The sequence below is a fragment of the Gordonia gummivorans genome, from assembly GCF_022513585.1.
In the GTDB taxonomy this organism is placed as follows: domain Bacteria; phylum Actinomycetota; class Actinomycetes; order Mycobacteriales; family Mycobacteriaceae; genus Gordonia.
On sequence record NZ_JAKWBF010000010.1, the window covers coordinates 1 to 23,681 of the forward strand.

Sequence of the window (23,681 nt, forward strand, 5' to 3'; positions counted from 1 at the left end):
CGCTTTTCCCAGCACCTCCTGGGCAGCTTCAGCCTGAGCGACTTTCTTCTTCAACCGTTCATTCTCGGTCCGCAGCCGCGCCAACTCGGCACGATCTCGGCTATCCACCCGCTTCGCCTTCCCTTTCTTCGTTGCCTCGGCCACCATCGCCGCCTCAAAATCGCCGCGTGCCCGCGCGCCCAACCAGTCGCGTACCGTGCGGTCGGACACCCCACGCTCACGCAACATCCGCGCCTTCGACCCGTACTCGACACAGCGGTCCCAGTCCTGCAAAAACTGCACCTTGAACGCCAGCGTGTAACAGTTCCGCCCGCCCGGCGTCGTCCATGACTGCGGTTCACTCATCACTACTCCATCCCCCGCACTCACCACCAGCACCTGTCTCACAACCATGCTGACAGCGGGCGAGTTTCGCGGGGACGACACCAAGAGTAGGGGAGGAGTTTCTTCCCCTAGTTTCTTGCGGCCGTTCGAACCTCAGCCGAACCACCGCTCCAACACAACCGCCACGCCGTCCTCGTTGTTGCCGATGGTCACCTCGTCGGCGGCGGCGAGGGCGGCGTGATGTCCGTGTCCCATCGCCACCCCGTGGTGGGCCCACGAGAGCATCTCCACGTCATTCGGCATGTCGCCGAACGCAATCACCGCATCCGACGGTAGATCGGCTTGTGCGGCAAGGCGTTCCAGACCCGACGCCTTGTGGGTTCCCGGCACCGACAGTTCGACGAGCCCGTTGTCGGTGGAGAAGGTTATCTGCGCGAGATCGCCGACGTACCCCGAAAGGCGCTGCGCCATCTCGCCACTTGCCATGCCGGGCGATCGGACGAGCAGTTTGACGGCGGGCTCGGCATAGATGTCGTCGTCGCCGACCTCGACGTGGTCGGGATTGAGCCACGCGTGCTGGTAACCCGCACTGGCCACGAAGGGCGCGGTCGCGGCGTCGTGCGCGGACTCGCCTGCGCGCTCCGCAGCGATTCCGCATCCCGGAATCCGTTGCTTGGCAATCTCTCCCAGCTTCACCAAGACTGGTGGCGGCAGCGTCGCCGACCAGATCACCCGATCGTGCAGCACGTCGTAGAGGATAGCGCCGTTGGCGCACACCGCGTATCGGACCTGTGCCTGCGTGCCGTCGAACTGGTCGGTGATCTCGGCGATCCACCGCGGCGGGCGACCAGTCGCCAGCACGAATTCGGCACCGGCGCCGCGCGCTGCCCCGAGAACGTCGAGAGTGCGTGCGGATACCCGGTTTTCGTCGTCGATGAGGGTGCCATCGACATCGCTCGCGATCAGCGTCGGCGGTCCGAATGCCATCAGGACGTCCCGCGCCGCGACTTCTCGGCGGCCTTACGAGCGCGTGCCTCCGCCTTGCGCTCTGCTTCTTCGGCTTCGATGGTCGCCGCCTCCTCGATCGTCGGTGCCGAACCGCCGAGCCGTTCCGGCACCCAGAATTCGCCCGCGGGATGGGTGCCGTAGCCGTCCTGCACCTCGAGCAACATCGTCTTCATCACCTCACGCAGCCGGGCGGTCTCGGCAGACGGGTCGGCGGCCGAATCGACAGCGATCGGAAGGCCGTAGCGCACGGCGACCGGCAGCTTGCTGCGCCCCATGTTCCGTTTACCGCCCTTGGTCCACTGGCGGTGCGCACCCCACACGATGGCCGGCACGATCGGCACCCGCGCCTCGGCCGCCATCCTGGCCGCGCCCGTCTTGAAACCCTTCAGCTCGAAACTCCGGCTGATGGTCGCCTCCGGATACACGACGACGATCTCCCCCGATCGCAACGAGTCCACGGCCGCGCGATAGGCCTCGGCTCCCTCCGACCGGTCCACCGGCACCGTCTTCGTGTGGTTGACGAGGAAGCGCATGATCGCCACGTCCATCACCTCGGACTTGATCATGAACCGCGCCCGACGTCCGGCCCGGTAGAGGCCGATCGCGGCGGGCAGGAAGTCGACGTAGCCGGTGTGGTTGACGGCGAGGACGGCGCCACCGGTCTCCGGGATGTTCTGGATACCGGTGAACCGAAGGTCGAGACCCTGCGCGCGGACGAGCCCGTTGGCGATCAGTTCGAGAGTCCGGAAGACCGGTTCGCGACTCTGCGGACGGCTCTGACTCATGCGACCAGCCTATCCGTCCTCACCTTGCTCGCGGGCTGCCCGCTTGGCCGCACGCGCGGCCTGCTCCTCGGCATCCATCCGGTTCGCCTCCTCCAACGTCGGAGCAGACCCGCCGAGTCGCGCCGGGACCCAGAATTCGCCCTTGGGGTGCTCGCCGTAAGCGTCCTGCAGCTCCAGCAGTTTCTCGCTCATCACCTTGTGCAGCTTCGCGGTCAGGGCGTCGGCGTCGCCGGTCGGTTCCAGCGGTTCGGCCACCCCGACCATGATCTTGTAGTTCGAGCGGCCCAGCTTCTTGGGATGACCCTTGGTCCACACTCGCTGCGCACCCCAGATGACGGTCGGGATGATCGGTGCGTTGGCCTCGAGCGCCATGCGGGCGGCGCCGGACTTGAATCCTTTGATCTCAAAGCTGCGGCTGATCGTCGCCTCTGGGTACACCCCCACCAGTTCCCCTTGCTTGAGGTACTCCACGGCTGTGCGGTAGCTCTCGCCCCCCTGCTCACGGTCGACGGGAATGTGCTTGAGCGACCGCATGATCGGGCCGCCGTACTTGTTGTCGAAGACCTCTTTCTTCGCCATGAACCGCACGTACCGATGGCCCTGCAGATAGGCGGGAATGCCGGCGTAGGTGAAGTCGAGGTAGCCGGTGTGATTGAAGGCGACGACGCCGGCACCGGTCTTGGGAACGTTCTCGACGCCCGAGATCGTGAACTTGAGGCCCTCGGCCAGCCACAGCAGTCGCGCGGCGGTGATCACAGTGCCATAGACGGGTTCCATGGGTTTGAGCTTACTGTGGCGCAATCTATCGACTGACGGAGCAATGCAGGTCTGCATGGATGACACCGGTGAGGTTCATCGACTGGATTATCCCGGCGAAGGCCTTCAGCGGTGTCATCCGTGCGAGCCGGTTCTACTGCTCCCCCGCGATGGCAAAGATGAGCTCCACCGCCGCGTCGACGAGCTGGTCCGGTTCCACGTCGAGCCGTCCGTCGGAGTAGTCGAGGTAGAGCGCAACGAGTGCCCCCGAGAGCGCGGTCGAGACGATCGCGAGGTCGCGGCCCGCACCGATTCGACCACCGGCCATCGCGACCGCCGCGCCGACGAACTGCGGGGTGGCCGCGGCACGGTGATCGCGCAGCGTGTCGTCGGCGAGCGGTTCGCGCAGCAGGATGCGCGCACGACGCGGGTCCCGCTCGAAGAAGTCGCGGATGGCGTCGACGAACGCCCGCACATCTCCCCGCGGGTCACCCACCACCTGAACCGTCGTCAGTCGTCCGAGGAGCTCCGCGGAGACCTCGTCGTACACCGCGGTCAGCAACTCCTCGCGCGAGGCGAAGCTCTCGTAGAAGTAGCGCGGACTGAGCTTGGCCTCGCGGATCACCGCACGCATCGTCACCGCTGCGGCGCCGCCCTCGCCCAGCAGTGCGCGGCCGGCGTCCAGCAACACCGCCCGACGGTCCGTCGAGCGATCCGCCAGCGTCTGACCTCGCCACAGCTTTCCCGAACTCACCCACTCATCCTTGCATCATCGGGCATATTGACATCACCCGATTCAAGATGAATCATGTGATTCATGTTCACCGAAGAAGCCTTCCAGGAAGCGCTCGCCCGGCCGCGGCTCGCCAAGCCGGCACCGGAATACCTGAAGTCGAACCGGGGTGTCCCGATCCGAGCCATCTCCGAACCGGAGTTGCAGGAACAGACCCGCGAATGGTTCGACATGTTCGCCAAGAAGCTCGACTTCCTCGAACGCCAGGGCAACGACGTTGCCTGGCTGATGACCTGGGCCAAGAAGTACTGGTGGAGCTTCCTGGTCCGCGACATGAGCATCAACGACGAGCTCTACGCAGCCGACCTCCGCTACACCGACGTGACCACGTTCGGCCGCACCATCGCCGGCATCGACGACTTCGTGACCTACAACTTCGCCTTCTTCGACGCGATCCCCGACTGGCGCTACGACCCCCTGCCCGACCAGGTGTACGTCGATATCACGCCAGAAGGCAAGGTACGCATCATGATCCGCTACATCGGCAGCGGCCACTTCTCCGGTGCACTGCGTCTCTACCCGTACGACGGTTCGGCGCCGACGCTGTATGGCGACGGCAGGTTCATCCAGTGCACGGCCGTCGACCGCTACCACTTCAACACCGACCGCCTGATGGAAGAGGGCGAAACCCTCTACGACTTCATCGACGCCACCCAGCGCGCCGGCATCCTCCCGCGCGACGACAGCCGCGTGCTGCGCGCCGCCTTCGCCGCGTCGAAGATCCCCGTGTCGGTCCAGCGGCTGACGCAGCGGTTCACGTCGCGCTGAGCACCCCGGCATACTGTCGCGGTGGATGATCCGCCGCGCCGTATCCACATCGTCGGGGTGTCGGGAACGGGCAAGTCGACCCTGGCGCGCCAGGTTGCCGCAATCCTCGACGTTCCGCGTCTCGAGCTCGACGAGGTCTTCTGGGACGCGAACTGGACCTACCGCGACCTCCACGAGGCCCGCGCGATCATCCGCACCTTCCTTGACGAGAACCGCTCCGGCTGGGTGGTCGAAGGCGGGTGGACCAATCGACTCGGTGGCCTCCTCGACACCGACCGTCCAGACGGCCCGGACCTTGTGGTGTGGCCCGACCACCGCCGACGCACGGTGATGTGTCGCATCGTCACCCGCACGCTCCGACGAGCGATCTGCCGCGAAGAGCTCTGGCATGGCAACCGCGAAGAACCACGTTCCTGGCTTCGCCGCGATCCCGACGACAACATCATCCGCTGGGCCTGGGTGATGTATCCGGAGACCCGAAATCGGATGCAGGCACGCATCGACGCCGGTGAACCGGTTCTGCGACTGGACGGTCAGCGGGCCGTCGACGGCTGGCTCGGGTCGCTGAAGGCGTGACCGCAGTCACCGAAGATGCGCAGGGCACAACGGCCCACGACAGGCACGGCGGCGACTCGTTAGATTGGTATGTCGAATGCCCGCACGCGCCAGCCCGCGCAGCCCAGGAAAGGTCGCCACACGTGCAGATCACCAGCATCGGACATGCCGGCTTCCACATTCAGACCGCGGCCGGCTCGATCCTCTGCGACCCGTGGGTCAACCCCACCTATTTCGCCTCCTGGATCCCGTTCCCGGACAATTCCGAGCTGGATTGGAAGACGCTCGGCCAGTGCGACTACCTCTACGTCTCGCATCTGCACCGCGACCACTTCGACGAGCGCAACCTGCGGGAGAACGTCAACAAGGACGCCACCGTCCTGCTGCCCGACTACCCCGTGCCGGACCTCAAGCGTGAACTCGAGAGGCTCGGCTTCCACACCTTTGTGGAGACCACCGACTCGGTGAAGACCACGGTGACGAACGACAAGGGCTCGCTCGACGTCATGATCATCGCGCTGCGGGCCCCCGCCGACGGCCCGATCGGCGACTCCGGCCTCATCGTCTCCGACGGCGAGACCGTGTGCTTCAACATGAACGACGCCCGGCCCATCGACCTCGACGTCATCGACGAGGCGTTCGGTGGCGTCGACGTCCACCTGCTGCAGTATTCGGGAGCCATCTGGTACCCGATGGTCTACGACATCCCGCGCAAGTCGAAGGCGAACTTCGCGTCGCAGAAGCGTCAGCGCGGCATGGATCGCGCCCGCTCCTACATCGAGCAGGTCGGCGCGACGTGGGTGGTCCCGTCGGCCGGTCCGCCGATGTTCCTCGACGAGGAGTTGTTCGGGCTCAACGACTTTGGCTCCGGCATCGACGACCCGGAGAATGCTCGGCCGGCCGACGTCACGTCGATCTTCCCCGACCAAGAGACGTTCCTGGAGCAGATGCGCATCCACGGCACAGACGACGGCGAGCGTCATCGTGGCCTGATGATGGTGTCGGGGTCGGTCGCCGACTTCACCGGATCGACGCTCAACGAGGTCAGCCATCCCTACGCTCCGCACGACGTGTTCGGCGAGAACAAGCAGGCCTACCTCGAGCGGATGAAGGAGAAGTTCGCCCCGATCATCGCCGCCGACAAGGCAACCTGGGCCCCGGCCGAGGGCGAGCCGCTGATCGGGCAGCTCCGCGAGTTGTTCGAGCCGATCATGGCGCAATCGGACCTCATCTGCGACGGCATCGGCTATCCCGTCGGTCTCGTGATGACGCCGCACAGTTCGTCGAAGGAGACCACCGACGAGACCGAGATCGTCGTCATCGACTTCCCCAACCGCATCGTGCGCGAGCCGAAGGAGGGAGAAGGCAAGTACCGCTACGGATTCCGCATCGCCACCGAGCTGGTGCGGACCGTCCTTCGCGACAACGAGCCCGACTGGGTCAACACGATCTTCCTCTCCACCCGCTTCACCACGTGGCGGATCGGCGGGTACAACGAGTTCCTCTACACCTTCTTCAAATGCCTCACCGACGAGCGAATTGCCTACGCCGACGGCTGGTTTGCCGAGGCACACGACGATTCGGCGTCGATCACCAAGGACGGCTGGGAGATGCAGCGTCGCTGCCCGCACCTCAAGGCCGACCTCGGCAAGTTCGGTGTCATCGAGGGCGACAAGCTGACCTGCAATCTGCACGGCTGGCAATGGGACCTGCCCACCGGTCGGTGCCTGACCTCCAAGGGGCACGACCTTCGGGCGCAGCGACTCGGGACCTGATGAGCTCATCATGACCGCCGCAGAACGAACCTACGGCGGGCGCGCTGTGAGCGACCGGCTGGCCGATCGCCGCCGTCGGTTCCTCGACGCGGCGCTCGATGAGTTCTCGACGAAGGGCTACGCGGCGTCGTCGGTGACCTCGCTGTGTAAGGCCGCCGGACTGTCGCGACGGCAGTTCTATGAGCTCTTCGCCGATCGTGAGGACCTCCTCATCGCGATCTACGACGAGATCCAGGGAGGCGCCCGTCTCGCGGTCTCGGAGGCGTTGTCCGACAATCCTTCTCGCGATCTCCGTGACCTGGCCACCACAGCGATGCGCGCCTACATGTCCTCGGTGGGCACCGATCCGCGGCGCGCGGAAGTCTCGTTCGTCCAGGTGGTCGGCGTGAGCAGTCGCGTCGAGCAGCACCGCATCGACGGACGCGAGGAGTGGGTCGATTTCTTCGTCGCAACGATGGCCGACGTCGCCGCGCGCCCACCCTCGGATCGACAGCGCCACCTCGCCATCGGCTTCGTCGGCGCCCTCACCGGACTCGTCCACCGATGGAGTTCGTCCGACGACCCGGCGCCACTCGGCGACATCGTGGACGTACTCGCCGACATCCTGCTCGCCTTCACCACCCTCTGACTCGAGAGTCGAGGCCCGCTGGCCCTCCTCATCGCCACCCTTGTGGCGCAGACCACATCTGTGTATCTTCACTAGGAATGTGAGACGCAGGTGTCTCACAACTGGACAAGGGGTGGTTGTATGTGTCGGGGGTCGACGACGTTGCGCGCTCAGGCAATTGGTCTCATCATCGGATTGCTTGTCACGACCTTCGTCGGAAGTTCCGTTCTGGCCACGGGGCACGCGTCGGCAGTGCCGGTGCAGCCTGCACTGCCCTTTCCGGTCCCGCCGGCGATCCCCGAGTTCGACCGCGCCTTCTATCTCCCGCCGCAGCGGGTGGTCGAGTCGAAGAAGCCCGGTGAGTTGATCGCGGCCCGGCGCGTCAATCTTGCTGCGTTCTCGGCGATTCCGATCAACGTGGACGCATGGCAGATCTCCTACCGCTCGACGAACACCCGCGGGGAAGCGATCCCGGCGGTGGCGACACTACTCAAACCGCGCGGTCCGCAGCGTCCGGGTCCGTCGAAGCTGGTGTCTTGGCAGTCTGCCGAGGACTCGACCGCCATGTACTGCGCCCCTTCGTATGTGATGCAGTTGGCATCGATTCCCGGGCAGATTTCCGGCTCGGTCGACTCGCAGTACGAAGTCTTGCAGATCACGTCGTTGGTCGGTGCAGGGTATTCCGTGGTGATTCCCGACCATCAGGGACCACAGTCCGCCTTCGCTGCCGGCCCTCTCGCGGGCCGCATCACGCTCGACGGAATCCGCGGTGCCCGAAACTTCCGACCACTGGGACTGAAAGATGATCTGCGCGTGGGCATGATGGGTTACTCCGGTGGGTCGATCGCGACCGGGTGGGCGGCTGAGCTCGCGGCGTCATACGCGCCAGAACTGCCCATCGTCGGAGCCGCCGAAGGCGGTGTCCCCGCCGACATCGGGGCGCTGGTCAACCTGGCGAACGGCAATGCGGCGTCGGGCCTGATCATGGCCGGCATCATCGGAGTGAGTCGCGAGTACCCGGAACTCGATCGCTTCCTGCAGCGCCATGTGAACCCTCTCGGCCGGGCGCTGCTGACGGTGAAGAGTCCACTCTGCCTGACCTATCAGGCAGCACTCGCCCCGTTCGTCAACATCAAGGGTCTGATCAACCTGCCGGGCGATCCACTGAGCTATCCCACTCCACGAAAAGTGCTGGGCCAGATGAGAATGGGCAAGTCCGTACCCACGTTTCCGATGTTCATCTACCAGTCGAACCCCGATTGGATCGCGCCTGTCGGACCGGTCAACACCCTTGTGCGCACCTACTGCGCCGATCCGGGCGCACGCGTGCAGTACACCCGCGACCATTTCAGCGAGCACATCACCCTGGCGGTCGAAGGATTTGCCCCCGGTGTGGTGTGGATGGCTGACCGCTTGGCCCGCAAGCCAGTTCGACGCGGCTGCACCACCAGCGACCAGGGATCGATGGCGTTGAACCCCGCAACCTGGCGGGCGTTCGTCAACCTGGTCGGCAACAACCTCGCCATTCTCATCGGAGAACAACTCGGGCGGGTTCCGCGCCACCCCTGAGCCTGATCAATGGAGGGCATCGACCGCACAAGCGTTGCCTTCGAGTCAGCGACCCACCCGCCGCCTGCGGCGGCGATCGTGGAGGCGGGAAGAGGGCCGTGGAGCGCGACGCGGCGACGATGATCCACGAAAAATAGGGGAAGAAACTCGTCCCCTACCCCTGGAGTCCTCCCCGCGAACTTTCTCGCGGACGACTCAACAAGCAGGGGCAGAAAGTAGGGGAAAAACCTTCCCCTACTTTCAGTGGTCCGGCGCCTCGCTGACGTGGCCCGTTCGCCTGCCCTTCGAGGCATCCCTCGCCTGGCGCCTCGGGTACCTCAGAGAGCGGTGGGGTGGTGGACGCTTATGCGCAGGCCAGAGCACTAGTCACAGAACTCTTCGGATCAGCGGCCGCAACCACCCGCCGGCGCCCCGGCGAACCGCTGGTTGAGGAATCGCTGGGCGTCCACGCTCCACGGGAACAACGCGTCGCTGTGCTTGAGGCCGCGGTATTCCTGAAACGTCGTCGGGAGGCCGCGTCGGCAGTAGGTCGACGCAAGGGCTCGGACGTCCCCGGTGATCATGATCCCGTCACCGGTGGCGTCGGATTTGCCGACGCCCAAGAACATCGGAGCACGCGGAGTGCCGCGCGAACCCATGATGTTCTGTTCCGCGGCCGCGCGCATTCCTGGCACGTTGAGCAGGCTGCCGACCTGCGGGCGCAGCAACGACTCGTCGGTCAGGCCCGGATACTTGCTCGCGAAGTTGATGATGCACTCCCCGCGCACTTGGCTGAGCACCCGAACGCCCTTGGGTGACAGGTACTTCGAGATACCGAGACGGTAGGTCTCGTTGTAGACGGTCATCAGCGCCGGTATGACGCCCGCCCATTTCTGGCTGCCGTCGACATAGGCGAGATTGTGGATCGGGTTGACCACCACCCCACCCGCGGCGGCACCGACAATGTTGAGCTCCGGGGCATAACGTGGCGCGATCTCGGCTCCCCAGCCGGTGGGGACGGAACCGCCCGAATAGCCGTACAGCCCAATCGGAGTGCGGACGGGAGCGCGCAGATACCGCAGCGCCGCGCGCACGCTGTCGAGGGCCGCGTGCCCCGACTCCAGACCCATCGTCCAGCGCAGATTCCGGCCCTCGTAGTCGGGCACCACCACGGTGTACCCGGCGGCGAGCATCCCGGAGATCACCACGGCGTCGAGCGGCGAGTTCGACGTCGCACCACCACGCAGGGAGTACGACGGATCGCATTCGGAGCCGAGTGCGTCGTAGAAGGCGTGATAGGAGATCACCCGGCGCGGTGTACCCGGTCGCGCGCCGGGCGGCGAGATGATGGTGGTCACCGTCGCCGACGGCTTCCCGAACTGGTCGTTGGTGCGATACAGCAACTGCGTTGCCGTGGCCGGCAGCTGGCGCCCACTCAGGCCCAGCTGCACGACGCGGGTCTTCAGGATGGCGCCGGGCGCGCGTCCGGCGATCGGGCCATCCGGCGTGTAGAACGGGTCGGCGGACGGCGGGACCGGTGGCGCTGCACTCGCTGGCGAGGCGACAAGACCGCTGCCGACGAGAAGCGCCACGAAGACCGCGAGAACCGCACTGCGGAGAACCACTCTGGGGAGAACCACTCTGGGGAGAACCACACTGGGGAAAACCACACTGCGGCAACTACGCCGCGAACCATGAGCCATGGGAAAGATCATTGCGCATCGCCGACGACCGCGTCCGACGAACCTGCCACGCCCGGCCTCACCCGGCCGATTCGACCACCTCGACCACCGGCGACATCGCCACCACCACCGCGCCGATGACCGCGGCGATGAACGCCACGAGCGCCACCGGACCCCAGCCCGCTCGGGTGGTGTCACCGAGCAGCACGATGCCGATCACCCCCGGCACCACCGTCTCACCGACGACGAGTGACGCCGACGCGGCACTCACCGACCCGGTCTGCAGCGCGACCGTGAACATGTAGAAGCCGGCCGGTCCACACAGGACGACCGCGTAGGCGGCCGGGTCGGTCAGGATCGTCGCGAGATTGAATGGATCGACACCGTCTACGATCCGGATCGCCACCGCCATCAGCCCGAACAGCACGCCCCCGGTCAAGCCGGCGAGAACCGCGACGCGAGACGTCATCAGGCGCAACCCGAGCAGCGCGAGCGCAATCAGGCCGAGCGCAACCGCCGGCAACGCCCAGTGCAGCCACCACTCGTTGTTCCGGCCTTCGTCGCCCGCGGCGAACCCGAGCGCCACGAGGGATACCACAACGACACCGATCGCCGTCCAATCCCGGCGGCTCAGCCGCGCACCGAGCAGGATGGTGGCCAGTACCACGGTGACCACGAGGTTCGCGCTCACGATCGGCTGCGCCAGGAACAGCGGGATCAGCCTGGCCGCCACCAGGTTTCCGACGAATCCCAGTCCGTCGAGAGCCAGTCCTGCGAGGAAGGACAACGTGAGCATCGCGGTGATCGTCGAACGCAACGACGGGGCGGCACCACCGCCATGACCTGCCCCGTCGCTGCGCTCGCCCCTATCGTCAGCAACGCTCTGCGCGCCCCTGGCCTGCAACACCGACGCGGTCCCGTAGGCGAGTGCCGCCACGATGGCCGCGACGATCCCGATCACCATGCGCCGATCACCATGGGAGTCAGTATTCACGCCACGCGGTCGTCGGGTGCGGGAGAATCGGGAATTGTGGAACCCTCCGATGCCGACGTCGACCAGTTCATCGCCGACCTGACGCCCGCGTCGCGCCGCGACAATGCGACCAAGCTCTGTTCGCTGCTTCGCGTGATCACCGGCGCGCAGCCACGGATGTGGGGGACGATCATCGGCTTTGGCAGCTGCCACTACACGTACCCGACCGGTACGCAAGGAGATTCACCGATCATCGGCTTCGCGCCCCGTAAGGGCCAGACCACCGTGTACCTGCTCGACGGGGTGGACTCGCACGCAGAGGCGCTGTCGGCGCTCGGGCCGCACTCCACCGGAAAGGGATGCCTCTACCTGAAGAACGTCGACCTCGTTAACCGAACGGTGCTCACCGGAATCATCACCGAGTCCATCCGAAAGGTCACCGACGACGACGTTCCCGGAGTGAGGCTGACCGTCACCGACCCGCTGTGATGTCCTTGCCTGTGATGTCGGTGTCCCGCGGCGCGTGCCCGTAGCCGGTCGGCATGTTGGTCACGTCGGCCCGCTCGACCGCGGTGACCGCACTCGACGACGCCAGCACAACCCCACCGACCACGGCCGCGACGAACGCGACGATCGCCACCGGTCCCCAGCCGGCCCGCGTCGTGTCGCCGAGGAAGATGATGCCGACCGCGCCCGGCACCACCGTCTGCCCGACCACCAGTGCTGCCGCGGCTCCGTTCACTGACCCGGTCTGCAGCGCGACGGTGAACAGATAGAACCCGCCGATTCCGCTGATGATCAGGGCGTAGAGGGCGGGATCGGTGAAGAGCGCCGACACCGACAGTGGATCGACGCCGTCGAGAATCCGTGACGACACCGCCATCACGCCGAACACCACGCCGGCGATCAACCCGGTCGCCGACGCGATGTGGCTGTGCAGAAGTCGCATGCACAGCAACCCGAGCCCGATCAGCAGCGGCCCGCTCACCAGCACCACCCAGTGCATCCACCGCTCGTTGTCGGTGCCCTCGCTGCCGGCGGCCACCGCGAGCAGCACCAGCGCCACGACCACCACCGCGCCCGCGATCCAGTCGCGGAGGATCAGCACGATCTTCAGGACCACCATCGCGAGGAATGCCGTCGCGACCAGGCGGGACGAGATGATGGTCTGTGACAGGAACAGTGGAATCATCCGCGCCGACGCCAGCGTCGCGACGAACCCGATGATGTCGAAGATGAACCCGATCAGGAATGGCAGGGTGAGCATCGTCGCGACCGTCGACCGCAACGACGGGTGCGCCTTCGCCGATTGGCGTCGTTCCTCACGGATGGCGGCGCGCTGCGACACCTGCTCGGCGCCGAGTGCCTGAAGCACTGCGGCAGCCGCGAAGGCGAATGCGCCGACGACGGCGACGACGATTCCTTCGGTCATCTACTGGCCGGGGCTTCCATGTTCGGCGATCACATCAAAACCGTACCGACCTCGCCGCTCCCGCGTACGCGCTCGTCGGTGTTGCGTGATGACCTTCTCAGCATCGTCGGGCCGGCGCAGGCGCGAAGCCCCGCTCACCTCCGATGGCCGAGTCTCACCACGACCCTTGAGGCTCGCTTCGCTCGCGCCTCAGGGAGCGGTAGGGGCGGTCAGCACGTCGGTGCCCACGAACTTCGCGAGTTCCTCCGGTAGCCGCACCGAACCGTCGGGCTGCTGGTGGTTCTCCAGGATCGCGACGAGCCAGCGCGTGGTCGCGAGCGTGCCGTTGAGGGTGGCCGCGATCTGCGGTTTGCCCGACTCGTCGCGGTAGCGCACCGAGAGGCGTCGGGCCTGGAAGGTGGTGCAGTTGGAGGTCGACGTCAGCTCGCGGTAGGTGTTCTGCGTCGGAACCCATGCCTCGCAATCGAATTTGCGCGCGGCCGACGACCCGAGATCGCCGCCCGCGACGTCGATGACGCGGTAGGGCACGTCGATCGCGGCGAGCATGTCCTTCTCCCAGCCCAGGAGTCGCTGATGTTCGGCCTCGGCGTCCTCGGGTTTGCAGTAGACGAAGCCCTCGACCTTGTCGAACTGGTGGACGCGGATGATGCCGCGCGTGTCCTTGCCGTAGCTGCCCGCCTCACGACGGAAACAGCTCGACCACCCCGCGTAGCGCTTGGGTCCATCGGACAGGTCGATGATCTCGTTCATGTGATACCCGGCGAGCGGCACCTCCGAGGTGCCGACCAGGTAGAGGTCGTCGTCCTTGTCGAGGTGATAGACCTCGTCGGCGTGGGCGCCCAGGAAGCCGGTGCCCTCCATGACCTCCGGTCGCACCAGCACGGGCGGGATCATCAGCGAGAAGCCGTTCGCCACCGCCTTCTGAGCCGCCATGTTCAGCAGGCCGAGTTGCAGCAGCGCACCCTGGCCGGTGAGGAAGTAGAAACGCGAGCCCGACACCTTGGCGCCGCGCTCCATGTCGATCAGTCCCAGCGACTCACCGAGTTCGAGATGATCCTTGGGGCTCTCGATGGGTCGGGGTTCGCCGACATGCTCGAGGACCACATAGTCGTCCTCACCACCGGCGGGCGCGCCGTCGCCGACGATGTTGGAGATGGCTCGATGTGCCGCCGCCGCTTTCTCGTCGGCCGCGGTCTGCCGGGCGACGGCGGCCTTCACCTGTTCGGCCAGCGTCTTGCCCTTGGCCAGCAAGGCCGCTTTCTCCTCGCCCTGCGCCTTGCCGACCTGTTTGCCGAGGGTCTTCTGCTCGGAGCGCAGAGCGTCTGCCTCGACGATCGCCGCCCGACGGGTGCCGTCGGCGTCCAGCAGGGCGTCCACCAGGCCTGGGTCCTCGCCACGAGTTCGCTGCGACGCCCGCACGAGGTCTGGGTTCTCACGCAGAATCTTCAGGTCGATCACGACTTCAAACCCTACTGGAGTGGCCGGTCACCGCCATCGGGGTGCCACAGCGAGGAATAGTCGTCGCGGCCGAACATCACGGCGGCGTCCGCCGCCGACGGGTGTCCGCCAAAGGGGTCGGCCCCGGCGGCGACCAGGGCGCGCACCACGTCGTCGTGCCCCTTGAACACGGCACCGGCCAGCGGTGTCTGCCCCTTGTCGTTGCCCAACCCGACGTCGGCGCCACGTGCGATCAGCGCCGCGACCGTGTCGACGTGCCCGTGATAGGCGGCCAGCATCACCAGTGTGTCGCCGGACTGATTTCGCAGGTCGACGGGTACGCCGGCATCCAGATAGGCACTCAGCGCGTCGGTGTCACCGGCGCGCGCCATGTCGAAAAGCCGCCCGGCCAGTTCCGCGACGTCGGGGTCGATGTCGTTGTCTTCGGCACTCACCATGGCGAGTGTAGGTGTGGCAACACCGGGCCAACAGGCATGATGGAGTGCGATGAACGACGACGACGAGCGTCGCGACACCGATGACGCACCATCACAGCGGCTCCCAGACGAGCCGACCGAGTCGACTGCCGACGAGCCGGCGAGCGTTGATTCCGAGAATGCGACCGAGCAACTCGGCGACCTCCACACCGACCCACCCGCCGACGATCTGTCTTCCGACGAGCAGACCACCGCGTACGACCTCGGGGACACCACACAGCACAGCGTCGAACCTGGGTACGCCGAACCCGAGTACACGGACCAGCCCGCGGCAACGCCGCCTCCACATGTGTCCGGCTGGCGAGGCGCAGTGGCGCGCAATCCGGTGCGGGTGGTGTTGTCGGCGATCATCATCGGTGCCGTGGTCGCTGCCGTCGTCGCGGTCGCCGCAGGTCTCTTCGACGACAGCGGCAGCGTCGGCCAGAGCGACATCGGCGAAAGTGAACGCATCGAGGACAACGCGTTCGCGAAGTCGGTTCCCGGGGACTGCCTGGATTGGCCGCCCGGAAACCCGGGTCAGCCGGCAAAGGTGGACTGCGCGCAGAAGCACCGCTTCGAGGTGGCCGGGGCGCTCGACACCTCGGTGTTCCCGGGCGCCGAGTTCGGCGAGGACGGTCCGTGGCCGGGCGACGCCCGGTTCGCCACCATCCGCGACGAGCAGTGCCCGGTGATCGTCAACGAGTACATGGCCGGTCGTCTCGATCCGCACGGAAAATTCTCCGTCGGCATGATGTACCCGTCGCAGTACGAATGGGAGCGGGGAGCACGGGCGCTGCGCTGCGGCCTGCAGCAATCCGGACCCGACGGCCAGCCCATGCAGTACTCCGGGCGGGTCGCCGACCAGGATCAGTCGCTGGTGTGGCCGGAGGGCACCTGCATCGGGATCGACCGCGCCACCCGCAAGCCAACCGGCTATCCGGTGAACTGCGCTGAGCCGCACGCATTCCAGACCACCGGCATCGTCGACTTGTCGGTCCGGTTCGGCGACCGCCTGTCGGGCAAACCGTGGCCCAACATCCGCACCCAGAACGACTACCTCGCCAACATCTGTCCCGTCCAGGCCGAACGGTTTGTCGGTGGCAAGGCCAAGTTCGAGGCCACCACCCTCAACGTGAACTCGTCGGTGATCCAGGAGGCGAGCTGGCTGGCCGGTAGCCGCAAGGTGGTCTGCTTCCTGGCGCTCCCCGACAAACGCGGCGGCTTTGCCACCCTCGTCGGCGACGCCAAGGGCGGCGGAGAACTATTGCTCATCAACGGCAAGCGGCCGGTCGCACCACCGCAAGCGCCTCCTGGCCGCGCACTCCCGACCCCGGTTCCGCTGCCGCCGGGCGTGCAGCCGAATCCGCAAGAAGTTCCGGCACCGGCGGGCTGATCGGGTGGCCGTACACATGTCCGACGACGACTTCGACGGGCTGGTCTCCGACGCGCTCGACACCATCCCGTCGGAGCTGACCGACGCCATCGACAACGTGGTGATCCTGGTCGAACCGCATCACCCGGAAGCACCCGACATCCTCGGGCTCTACCAGGGCGTCGCCCTGACCAGCCGTGACCACGACTACGGCGGCTTCCTCCCGGACACCATCACGATCTACCGGGAACCGATCCTCGCGATGTGCAACACGCGCCATCAGGTGGTGCACGAGGTCGCGGTGACGGTCATCCACGAGATCGCCCACCACTTCGGCATCGACGACGAGTGGCTGCACGCCAACGGGTGGGGCTGATCCGGCGGGTTCGGTGATCGGCTCACTGGCCACACCTCCCCGTCAAACGACGACAGGGTTGCATTTATCAGCTCACCGGGGCGGTCGCCGAACTCTTCGGATCAGCGATCTACCCCGCCGACGTCGTCGTCGATCGTGGAGGCGGGAAGGGTTGGAGGTCGGGGCCACTGGCCAGGATCGGGCCCCTGACGGTGGTCCTCCGGGCATGTGTCCCGGAAGCGAACACTGACGGGCCCGATCTCAGTCACCGTCGTCGGTCGTCGCGTTCCGCCGAACGCGACGCCAGGAACGCGCGCCCACAAAAGTAGGGGAAGAAACTTCTTCCCCTACCCTTGGAGTCCTCCCCCAGAAAATTCTCGCGGATGACTACGAACCTCGGGGAAGAAGTTCGTCCCCTAGATTTTGCGGGCCGCACGTTGACGCATTTCCCCAGGTCAGCGGCGTTGACACCGAACTTCGAGTCAGTCGACCGGAGAGACTCAGCCCATCGGCTCGTCGACCAGTGGTTCGTCGACGCGCCCGAACGGCGCCTGCTCGGCACCCCAGCGATGGACGACCCAGAGTCCGTCGACATATTCGAGTTCGATGCTGCCGGTGTTGCGTAGGTGGGTTGCCGCCGCGAACCGGGAGTCGATGCCGGACAGTCGGGCGGCGACCAGCCGGATCGCCGCACCGTGACTCACCACGTAGACGTCTTGCTGCTGCGGCCCGGTCAGGAATCGTCCGGCGAGATCCTCGACGACGGGCAGGTACCGGTCGTAGACCATGGCCAGCGACTCACCGCCGGGGATGCGCGCGTCCAGATCTCCGTGGTGCCAACGGTCCATCACGTCGCGGAACACGTCGTGCGCGTCGGCGTCCGTCCGGTCTTCGAGGTCGCCGGCCTGAACCTCGTGCAGGCCCTCGACGACCTCGGTGTCGACCTCCCACACCGAGCCGATCAGTCCGGCGGTCTGCTCCGCGCGGCGGGCCACCGAACTCACCAGCACGGCATTCTCGGTCCGCGCGTTCTCGAGCGCGAAGCGAACCCCTTGGCGCACACCGAAATCGGTGAGAGCCGCGCCGGGCAGCGCGGTGTCGAGGCGACGCATCACGTTCGACGTGGTCTCGCCGTGACGCACGAGATGAAGACGAGCCATCAGGACCCGTCTCCGGCGTTGTCACCACGACGCATGGCGTCGAGCCAGGCGCGGGAACCCGAGTGGTCGGGCGGTGGTGACCCGGCGCCGCGATCGGCAGGCCACGAGCCCAGGAACACCACGCGGTCACAGCGTCGTTGCAGGGCGGCGAGCGCCTCGGCAACAGCGTCGTCGTCGATGTGCCCGACGGCGTCGAGGAAGAATCGGTAGTGTCCCGCCAACGTCCTGCCGTAGTCCAGATCGCGTTGCGGTCGCGATTCGATACGCGTCAAATCGACTCCGCGCGAAGCAAATTCGTTCATCGCGGCCATCAGGCTGCCCGGCTCGTTGGGCAGGTCGAGAATGACCGCGGTGCGGTCGGCGCCGGTGCGGGCCGGGGGTGGCGCGGGATGCCCGACGATCACGAATCTGGTGGCTGCGCCCTGCGCGTCGGCGATGCCGTCGGCCAGGACGGTCAGGTCCGACAGCGCCGCCGCCAGACCGGTCGTGACCGCGGCATCGGCTTTGCCCGCGGCCACGTCCTGAGCGGCCGCGGCATTCGACACCGACGTCACGAACTCCGCCCCGGGATAGAGCCCTGCCACCGAACTGCGCACCTGAGCGGCCGCCACCGGGTAGGCGGCGACCGTCCGCACCTCTTCCGGTGCGAGCGCGGTGCGAGCGGCGATCGTGAAGGCGATGTCGAGCGTCGTCTCACCGAAGACCTGAACCCGACCCTTGTCGCCGGCGCCGGGCGGGATGAGTGCGTCGGCGGTCGCCGAGACATTTCCTTCCAGCGTGCTCTCGATCGGGACACATCCATAGTCGGCGGCACCGCTGCGCACCATCTCGATGGTGGCGCCCGGACTGGCAGCGGCAACCCGCTCGATACCGCCACCTAGCCTCAGCGATTCGGCGATGCGCGGGGTCGCAAGGGCCTGATCGAGCGCCATCTCGGTGAAGGTGCCGGCAGGGCCGAAGTACGCGAACACGGACACTCCACGACAGTAGTCGACACCTGCGACCGCTCGCCGCGAGGAGAAGATGAACTCCTTCGGGTGCTTTTGTTCATCCTGGCGTTGACTCCACTCACAGTCTCGAATTAGGTTAGGGTTACCTTGCAAGCCCGGCACGGGCGTTTCCGATCCGAGAGAGACACCGACATGACCCGAACCGTCACCGACCGTCCGACGGATGCCGAGATGATCCAGACGGCATGTCGTCGGGTCAGCGACGCGATCCTCGCCGTCGAGGGTGCCGAATCGACCGGGACCGACACCGGTGCCATCGACCCCATCGCGGTCAACGTGGTGCATCTCTTCGAGTCGCAGGCGTTTGTGCTGGTACCGACCGGTGGCGACGCGATGGCGGCGGTGGTCGACGCTCCCGACGGGGTCGCGGCGATGCTGGAGATCACCGATTGCGCACCGATCGACCTGCGCGAACGGGTGCGGTCGCTGATCTGGCTGAAGGGCGTCCTGCACCCGGTTCCGGCCGACCTCGAGCGTGACCTCGCGATCGAGATCGCTGCCGAGCATCCCGACGGCGGCCTGCTCGACATCGGGCACGGCAGTTCGATGCTGCGGCTGCAGATCGACTCCGCGGTGATCGCGAGCGGTTCCGGCGCGGCATCGGTGAGCGCTGCCGAGCTGGCCGACGCCACCCCCGACCCGTTCTGGGAGTACGAGAACGGGTGGATCGCCCACCTCGACGCCGACCACGCCGACATCATCGACCAACTGGTCCGACGCCTCCCGCGGCACCTCCGCAAGGGGCGCATCCGCCCGCTGGGTCTCGACCGCTTCGGCATCCGCTTCCGCATCGAGACCGTCGACGGCGACTCCGACGTGCGGCTCCCCTTCCCCCGACCGGTCACCGACGTCTACGAACTCTCGCACGCACTGCGTTCGCTGGCGGGTTGCCCGTTCATGAACAGCCTCCCCGACTGACCGGCACCCCTGCGGGGACCGCCGCACCGTAATCTGGCCGCCATGGCCCTCTCGCCGCGTGCCCTGTGGAACCCGTCGGGTTCGCACGGCATCGAGGTGATCACCGACCCCACCCAGCGTCGGGCGCTGTGGATCGAACTGGCCATCGTCGGGGTCCTGAGTTTCGGCTTCTCCGCGATCTACGCCGTCCTGTCGCTCATCGAGAGTCAGATGGCCGGCGGTATCGGCGGCACCACGGTTGCCCTCAACCCGAGCCGCTCGGAGTTCGACGTCATCGACGCGATCCGGCAGGTGATGAGCGGGCTTCGACTGTTCGCGATCGCCGCGCTGGGCGTCTACCTGCTGTGGCGCAGCGGCGTCGGGTTCGCCCAGGCCGGTCTGCGTCGTGTCTCGCCCCGCCGCGACGTGCCGCCCGGTCTGGCGTTGGCCGCGGTGATCGGCCTGCCCGGGCTGGCCCTGGTGGCCGTCGCCCGCGCGCTGGGCGTCAACGCTCACCTGGTGCCCGCGACGGCGGACACGTGGTGGCAGTGGCCGGTGCTGATCCTGGTCGCGGTCGGTAATGCCGCGGCCGAGGAGATCATCGTGGTGGCCTACTTCATCACCCGGCTGCGCCAGCTCGGTGTCGGCGAGAATCGCGCGCTCGCCGCGAGTGCGGTGTTGCGCGGTACCTACCACCTGTATCAGGGGCTCGGCGCCGGCCTCGGGAACGTGGTCATGGGCCTCGTGTACGGCCGCTACTTCCAGATCTGCGGACGCACCTGGCCGCTCGTGATCGCCCACGCCGTCATCGACGTCGTGGCATTCGTCGGATATGCCCTGCTCAGCGACCACCTGTCGTGGGTGGGCTGAAGCCTTCTGCCGCTCCCTGAGGTGCGAGCTTGCGAGCCTCGAAGGGCTCGCGAGCCGACAATGTCCGGCTATCTCGGGAACTCTGCGGGGCTCTCGTCAGTACATTGGATGTGATGAACCAGCCGGACCCGCCGATGATGCGTAGGCAGGGTCCGCCGAACCCGCCGCCGCGAGGCCCTCAGCCGCCACCTCGCCCGTACCAGGATCCGCGTGGTCCGCAGCGACCCCGATCACCCCAGCCCGACGCCGCGACCGTCCGCTCGGCCGGCCGACCGGGTGAGATCTATCACCCTCCGCAGGCGTGGTCGGCCGTTCCCGGCACTCACCGGCCGGACGACCGACGGTCGGGCAACCGCCCACCCGGGGCACGCGAGTACGCGCCGACGCAGGAGCCGGAGCCCATTCCGGCGGAGGCGCCGCGGCCCGCCAGGCCGTCCCATCGGGACCCCGACCACCGACGCTCCCAGCCGCCGCCGCCCGCCGCACCCCGCGACGTCAAACGCCCGCGTCGTCGGCGCCGCTGGCCGATCCTGCGCATTCTGCTGGTGCTGTTGCTGGTGATCGTGGTCGGCATGGTCGCGATGGTCTTCTACTACGACAGCAAGCTGCACCGGGTCGACGCCCTGGTCTCTTACGCCGGACGCCCCGGTGACACGCCCGGCACCAACTGGCTCATCGTCGGAACAGATTCGCGCGCAGACCTTTCCGACGAACAGCGCACCGACCTGTCCACCGGCGACGCGGAAGGCGCCCGCACGGACACCATCATGCTGGTGCACAATCCGCCGGACGGGAAGCCGCTCATCGTCAGTTTGCCGCGTGACCTGTACGTCGACATCCCCGGCGTCGGCACGGCAAAGATCAACGCGGCCTTCAACTCCGGTGGCGCCCAACTGCTGGTGCGCACGGTGGAGAACCTCACCGGCCTGCGTATCGACCACTACGCGGAGGTCGGATTCGGCGGATTCGACACCCTCGTCGACGCTGTGGGCGGCGTCGACATCTGTCTCGACCAACCCATCAACGACCCCAAGGCCGGACCACCGCTGAAGAAGGGGTGCCACCGGCTCAACGGCCGTCAGGCCCTGACCCTGGTCCGCTCGCGCGACTTCCCGCAGGCCGACCTCGTGCGCGTGGTCAACCAACGGAAGTTCCTCTCCGCGCTGGTATCTCGGGCCACCAGCCCCGGGGTGTTGCTGAATCCGTTCCGGTTCTTCGGCTTTGTCAACGGGGCGGTCGACGCCCTCGTCGTCGACCGTCACGATCACATCTGGAACCTCGCCGCCCTCGCCTTCGCCCTGCGCGACGATCCGATCACGACGACAACACCAACGGGCCCAGCGGAATTCGACGGCGGCGAATCGGTGCTCCCGGTGTCGGAGAACACCAAGCAGTTCTTCGAGTACCTCAAGGCCGGCAAACCGGTGCCCGAGCAACTGCTCGACACCACCGGTGGAGTCGTCAACTGATCATCGATGACAGCATATTCGCAGGTCAGACTAACCTTAGTTAGGGAGAACTTCATCGTCGTGCATCTGCGATCCACGTAGAATGGATCTCATGAGCACCGAACGAACGAAATTCCACCAGCTCCTGCACGACCAGATCAGCAACGAATTCTTCTCGTCGCAGCAGTACATCGCGGTCGCGCTCTACTACGACAATCACGACATGCCGCAGTTGGCCAGGCACTTCTACCAACAGTCCGTGGAAGAGCGCAATCACGCGATGATGATCGTGCAGTACTTCCTCGACCGGGACATGGCCGTCCAGGTTCCCGGGATCGACGCCCCGCGAACGGACTTCGACGACTACAAGGCGCCGATCGAGCTCGCGCTGACCCAGGAGCAGGCGGTCACCCAGCAGATCGTCGACCTCGCGAAGTCGGCCCGCGACACCGGCGACTACCTCGGTGAGCAGTTCATGCAGTGGTTCCTCAAGGAGCAGGTCGAGGAGGTCGCCACGATGACCACCCTGCGCACCATTGCCGAACGCGCCCAAGGCAATCTGTTCGACCTGGAGAACTTCGTGGAACGCGAACTCAACACCGCAGACACGAAGGACGCCACCGCCCCGCCGGCGGCCGGCGGAAACCTCTGACGCCGAGGTTTAGCGCAGCGTGACCTGACGTCCGCGGATGCCGTCCCGTGAACTCCGTTCGTCCGGGGTGAGCGGGGCGGTTTGTGCGAGTGCGTCACCGAGCCACGTCTCGAACTGGTCGACGCCGGGATACCACTCCTCGTGGTGCATCTCGTTGTCGAGGTCGAAGACCGGAACCAACAGCCCGTGGGTGCGGAACGACCCGGCGAAGCGCGACCCCTCACCCAGCGTGAGCCGCCCCGCGGCGTGAAGTCGGGCCAACGCGGTCATGAGGTCATCCTCGGGTTCCGGGCGGATCCACCGGAGATGGGCTCGCTCACCGGCATCCACCCACCACGGCGCCCCGACCCCGGCTGCCGTCTGCAGGCGCGCCGTCGGCAGCACCGAATCGTTTGCGCGCTCGAACATCTCGGCAATCTCCGGTGGCACGTCGGTGCCGGGCGGGAACCACCACGAGAAGTCCTCGTACACCGTGATATCAAGCGGTGCATCGGCTTTCACGATGTCGAGAAGATCGGGAGACGACGTCGGCCCGAATTGCTCGCCGGGTTTGGCGTGAGCCGCCCACTCGATCGCGGCAGCCAGCTCCGCGCCCAGCTCGACGCGGTCCGGCTCGGTCTGCAACCCGACGAATCCCTCTGGGATATCCCGCGTTTCACGCACGAGGGCAGGGATGGCCCCGGGCAGGACGGTGGCCAGGGTCACTTCGTTGCGTACACCGGGCACCACCTCGCGCAGCGGCGCGTCGTCGTCGGCGAGCACCGAGGTCAGTTCGGGTGCGGGCGGCCCGGGTTCCACCAGATCCACCCGAGCGGTCGCCGAAGCGACAAAAGTGCGCAGCGCGACCAGATCGCATTCGGCGGCGAGCCCGCCGAACGGGCGCGGTGGCGGCGCGAGAGCCGCTATCTGCCTTGCTTTTCGCGCTGCGACCCGCTCGGCGCGATTGCTGCCGGGGCGCGGTCCGCTGCCCCGCTTGCTCTTCTTACCCATGGTCTCCC

General features: G+C 66.7%; 25 protein-coding genes. 12 read left to right on the forward strand and 13 right to left on the reverse strand.

Annotation, left to right across the window (positions count from 1 at the left end; all coding sequences use genetic code 11):
• From MKW15_RS09390 to MKW15_RS09410, 5 genes are all read right to left on the reverse strand, one after another.
• Positions 1–345: hypothetical protein (locus tag MKW15_RS09390; RefSeq protein WP_240857344.1), on the reverse strand; the 345-nt coding region annotated here is incomplete at its 3' end.
• A 132-nt stretch (positions 346–477) separates the two neighbouring features.
• The gene (locus MKW15_RS09395) at positions 478–1,311 is read right to left on the reverse strand and encodes an HAD family hydrolase (protein WP_240857345.1); all 834 of its coding nucleotides are present in this window, start codon (positions 1,309–1,311) and stop codon (positions 478–480) included.
• A complete protein-coding gene (locus tag MKW15_RS09400) occupies positions 1,311–2,117 on the reverse strand; it encodes a lysophospholipid acyltransferase family protein (protein ID WP_240857346.1) in 807 nt (268 codons plus the stop codon). The genes MKW15_RS09395 and MKW15_RS09400 overlap by 1 nt, the downstream gene beginning before the upstream one ends.
• A 9-nt stretch (positions 2,118–2,126) precedes the next feature.
• Positions 2,127–2,894: a lysophospholipid acyltransferase family protein gene (locus tag MKW15_RS09405; RefSeq protein ID WP_240857347.1), complete on the reverse strand. Its 768-nt coding sequence runs from the start codon at positions 2,892–2,894 to the stop codon at positions 2,127–2,129.
• Between the two features lie 133 nt (positions 2,895–3,027).
• On the reverse strand, positions 3,028–3,627 hold the full coding sequence (locus MKW15_RS09410; protein WP_240857348.1) for a TetR/AcrR family transcriptional regulator: 600 nt from the start codon (positions 3,625–3,627) through the stop codon (positions 3,028–3,030).
• A gap of 63 nt (positions 3,628–3,690) precedes the next feature.
• On the opposite strand from MKW15_RS09410, the gene MKW15_RS09415 reads away from it, so the two are divergent.
• The 5 genes from MKW15_RS09415 (at position 3,691) to MKW15_RS09435 (ending at position 8,940) form a co-directional block, all read left to right on the forward strand.
• Positions 3,691–4,434, forward strand: a complete 744-nt coding sequence (locus tag MKW15_RS09415; protein WP_240857349.1) for a nuclear transport factor 2 family protein — start codon at positions 3,691–3,693, stop codon at positions 4,432–4,434.
• Between the two features lie 21 nt (positions 4,435–4,455).
• Positions 4,456–5,010: an AAA family ATPase gene (locus tag MKW15_RS09420; protein ID WP_240857350.1), complete on the forward strand. Its 555-nt coding sequence runs from the start codon at positions 4,456–4,458 to the stop codon at positions 5,008–5,010.
• Between the two features lie 122 nt (positions 5,011–5,132).
• Entirely contained in the window at positions 5,133–6,764 is a 1,632-nt protein-coding gene (locus MKW15_RS09425) for a Rieske 2Fe-2S domain-containing protein (protein WP_240857351.1), read from the forward strand.
• 10 nt (positions 6,765–6,774) lie between these two features.
• A complete protein-coding gene (locus MKW15_RS09430) occupies positions 6,775–7,392 on the forward strand; it encodes a TetR/AcrR family transcriptional regulator (protein WP_240857352.1) in 618 nt (205 codons plus the stop codon).
• Positions 7,393–7,512: 120 nt separating this feature from the next.
• Complete coding sequence (locus MKW15_RS09435; protein WP_240857353.1) at positions 7,513–8,940, forward strand: lipase family protein; 1,428 nt, start codon at positions 7,513–7,515, stop codon at positions 8,938–8,940.
• A 383-nt stretch (positions 8,941–9,323) separates the two neighbouring features.
• Here MKW15_RS09435 and MKW15_RS09440 read toward each other — a convergent pair whose 3' ends face one another.
• Together MKW15_RS09440 and MKW15_RS09445 are read right to left on the reverse strand one after the other, a co-directional pair.
• Positions 9,324–10,559: a lipase family protein gene (locus MKW15_RS09440; protein ID WP_374246807.1), complete on the reverse strand. Its 1,236-nt coding sequence runs from the start codon at positions 10,557–10,559 to the stop codon at positions 9,324–9,326.
• Between the two features lie 121 nt (positions 10,560–10,680).
• Positions 10,681–11,565 carry a hypothetical protein gene (locus tag MKW15_RS09445; RefSeq protein ID WP_240857354.1) on the reverse strand — a complete coding sequence of 295 codons (885 nt, stop codon included), beginning with the start codon at positions 11,563–11,565 and terminating at the stop codon, positions 10,681–10,683.
• A gap of 12 nt (positions 11,566–11,577) precedes the next feature.
• Here MKW15_RS09445 and MKW15_RS09450 point away from each other — a divergent pair, with 12 nt between their 5' ends.
• Positions 11,578–12,063, forward strand: a complete 486-nt coding sequence (locus MKW15_RS09450) for a DUF1801 domain-containing protein (protein ID WP_240857355.1) — start codon at positions 11,578–11,580, stop codon at positions 12,061–12,063.
• Here MKW15_RS09450 and MKW15_RS09455 read toward each other — a convergent pair.
• From MKW15_RS09455 to MKW15_RS09465, 3 genes are all read right to left on the reverse strand, one after another.
• A complete protein-coding gene (locus MKW15_RS09455) occupies positions 12,047–13,006 on the reverse strand; it encodes an EamA/RhaT family transporter (RefSeq protein WP_240857356.1) in 960 nt (319 codons plus the stop codon). The two genes, MKW15_RS09450 and MKW15_RS09455, sit on opposite strands and share 17 nt — an antisense overlap.
• Positions 13,007–13,195: 189 nt before the next feature.
• Positions 13,196–14,464, reverse strand: a complete 1,269-nt coding sequence (gene serS / locus MKW15_RS09460; RefSeq protein WP_240857357.1) for a serine--tRNA ligase — start codon at positions 14,462–14,464, stop codon at positions 13,196–13,198.
• Between the two features lie 11 nt (positions 14,465–14,475).
• Positions 14,476–14,901, reverse strand: a complete 426-nt coding sequence (locus MKW15_RS09465; RefSeq protein WP_240857358.1) for an ankyrin repeat domain-containing protein — start codon at positions 14,899–14,901, stop codon at positions 14,476–14,478.
• Between the two features lie 49 nt (positions 14,902–14,950).
• On the opposite strand from MKW15_RS09465, the gene MKW15_RS09470 reads away from it, so the two are divergent.
• Both MKW15_RS09470 and MKW15_RS09475 read left to right on the forward strand, forming a co-directional pair.
• Positions 14,951–16,312, forward strand: coding sequence for a septum formation family protein (locus tag MKW15_RS09470; protein WP_240857359.1), 1,362 nt, complete (start codon positions 14,951–14,953; stop codon positions 16,310–16,312).
• A 4-nt stretch (positions 16,313–16,316) separates the two neighbouring features.
• Positions 16,317–16,667 (forward strand): metallopeptidase family protein, encoded by a 351-nt coding sequence (locus MKW15_RS09475; RefSeq protein ID WP_240857360.1) that lies wholly within the window; start codon positions 16,317–16,319, stop codon positions 16,665–16,667.
• A gap of 479 nt (positions 16,668–17,146) precedes the next feature.
• Here MKW15_RS09475 and MKW15_RS09480 read toward each other — a convergent pair whose 3' ends face one another.
• Together MKW15_RS09480 and pheA are read right to left on the reverse strand one after the other, a co-directional pair.
• A complete protein-coding gene (locus tag MKW15_RS09480; protein ID WP_240857361.1) occupies positions 17,147–17,806 on the reverse strand; it encodes a histidine phosphatase family protein in 660 nt (219 codons plus the stop codon).
• Positions 17,806–18,783 (reverse strand): prephenate dehydratase, encoded by a 978-nt coding sequence (gene pheA, locus MKW15_RS09485; protein WP_240857362.1) that lies wholly within the window; start codon positions 18,781–18,783, stop codon positions 17,806–17,808. Before pheA ends, MKW15_RS09480 begins: the two co-directional genes overlap by 1 nt.
• A gap of 165 nt (positions 18,784–18,948) precedes the next feature.
• On the opposite strand from pheA, the gene MKW15_RS09490 reads away from it, so the two are divergent.
• The 4 genes from MKW15_RS09490 (at position 18,949) to MKW15_RS09505 (ending at position 22,683) form a co-directional block, all read left to right on the forward strand.
• Complete coding sequence (locus tag MKW15_RS09490) at positions 18,949–19,734, forward strand: DUF2470 domain-containing protein (protein ID WP_240857363.1); 786 nt, start codon at positions 18,949–18,951, stop codon at positions 19,732–19,734.
• Positions 19,735–19,776: 42 nt separating this feature from the next.
• Positions 19,777–20,583 (forward strand): CPBP family intramembrane glutamic endopeptidase, encoded by an 807-nt coding sequence (locus MKW15_RS09495; RefSeq protein ID WP_240857364.1) that lies wholly within the window; start codon positions 19,777–19,779, stop codon positions 20,581–20,583.
• Between the two features lie 113 nt (positions 20,584–20,696).
• Positions 20,697–22,052, forward strand: coding sequence for an LCP family protein (locus MKW15_RS09500; RefSeq protein ID WP_308221032.1), 1,356 nt, complete (start codon positions 20,697–20,699; stop codon positions 22,050–22,052).
• Positions 22,053–22,143: 91 nt separating this feature from the next.
• The gene (locus MKW15_RS09505) at positions 22,144–22,683 is read left to right on the forward strand and encodes a ferritin (RefSeq protein ID WP_240857365.1); all 540 of its coding nucleotides are present in this window, start codon (positions 22,144–22,146) and stop codon (positions 22,681–22,683) included.
• Between the two features lie 9 nt (positions 22,684–22,692).
• Here MKW15_RS09505 and MKW15_RS09510 read toward each other — a convergent pair whose 3' ends face one another.
• A complete protein-coding gene (locus MKW15_RS09510) occupies positions 22,693–23,673 on the reverse strand; it encodes a DUF5926 family protein (RefSeq protein ID WP_240857366.1) in 981 nt (326 codons plus the stop codon).
• Positions 23,674–23,681 lie beyond the last annotated feature (8 nt).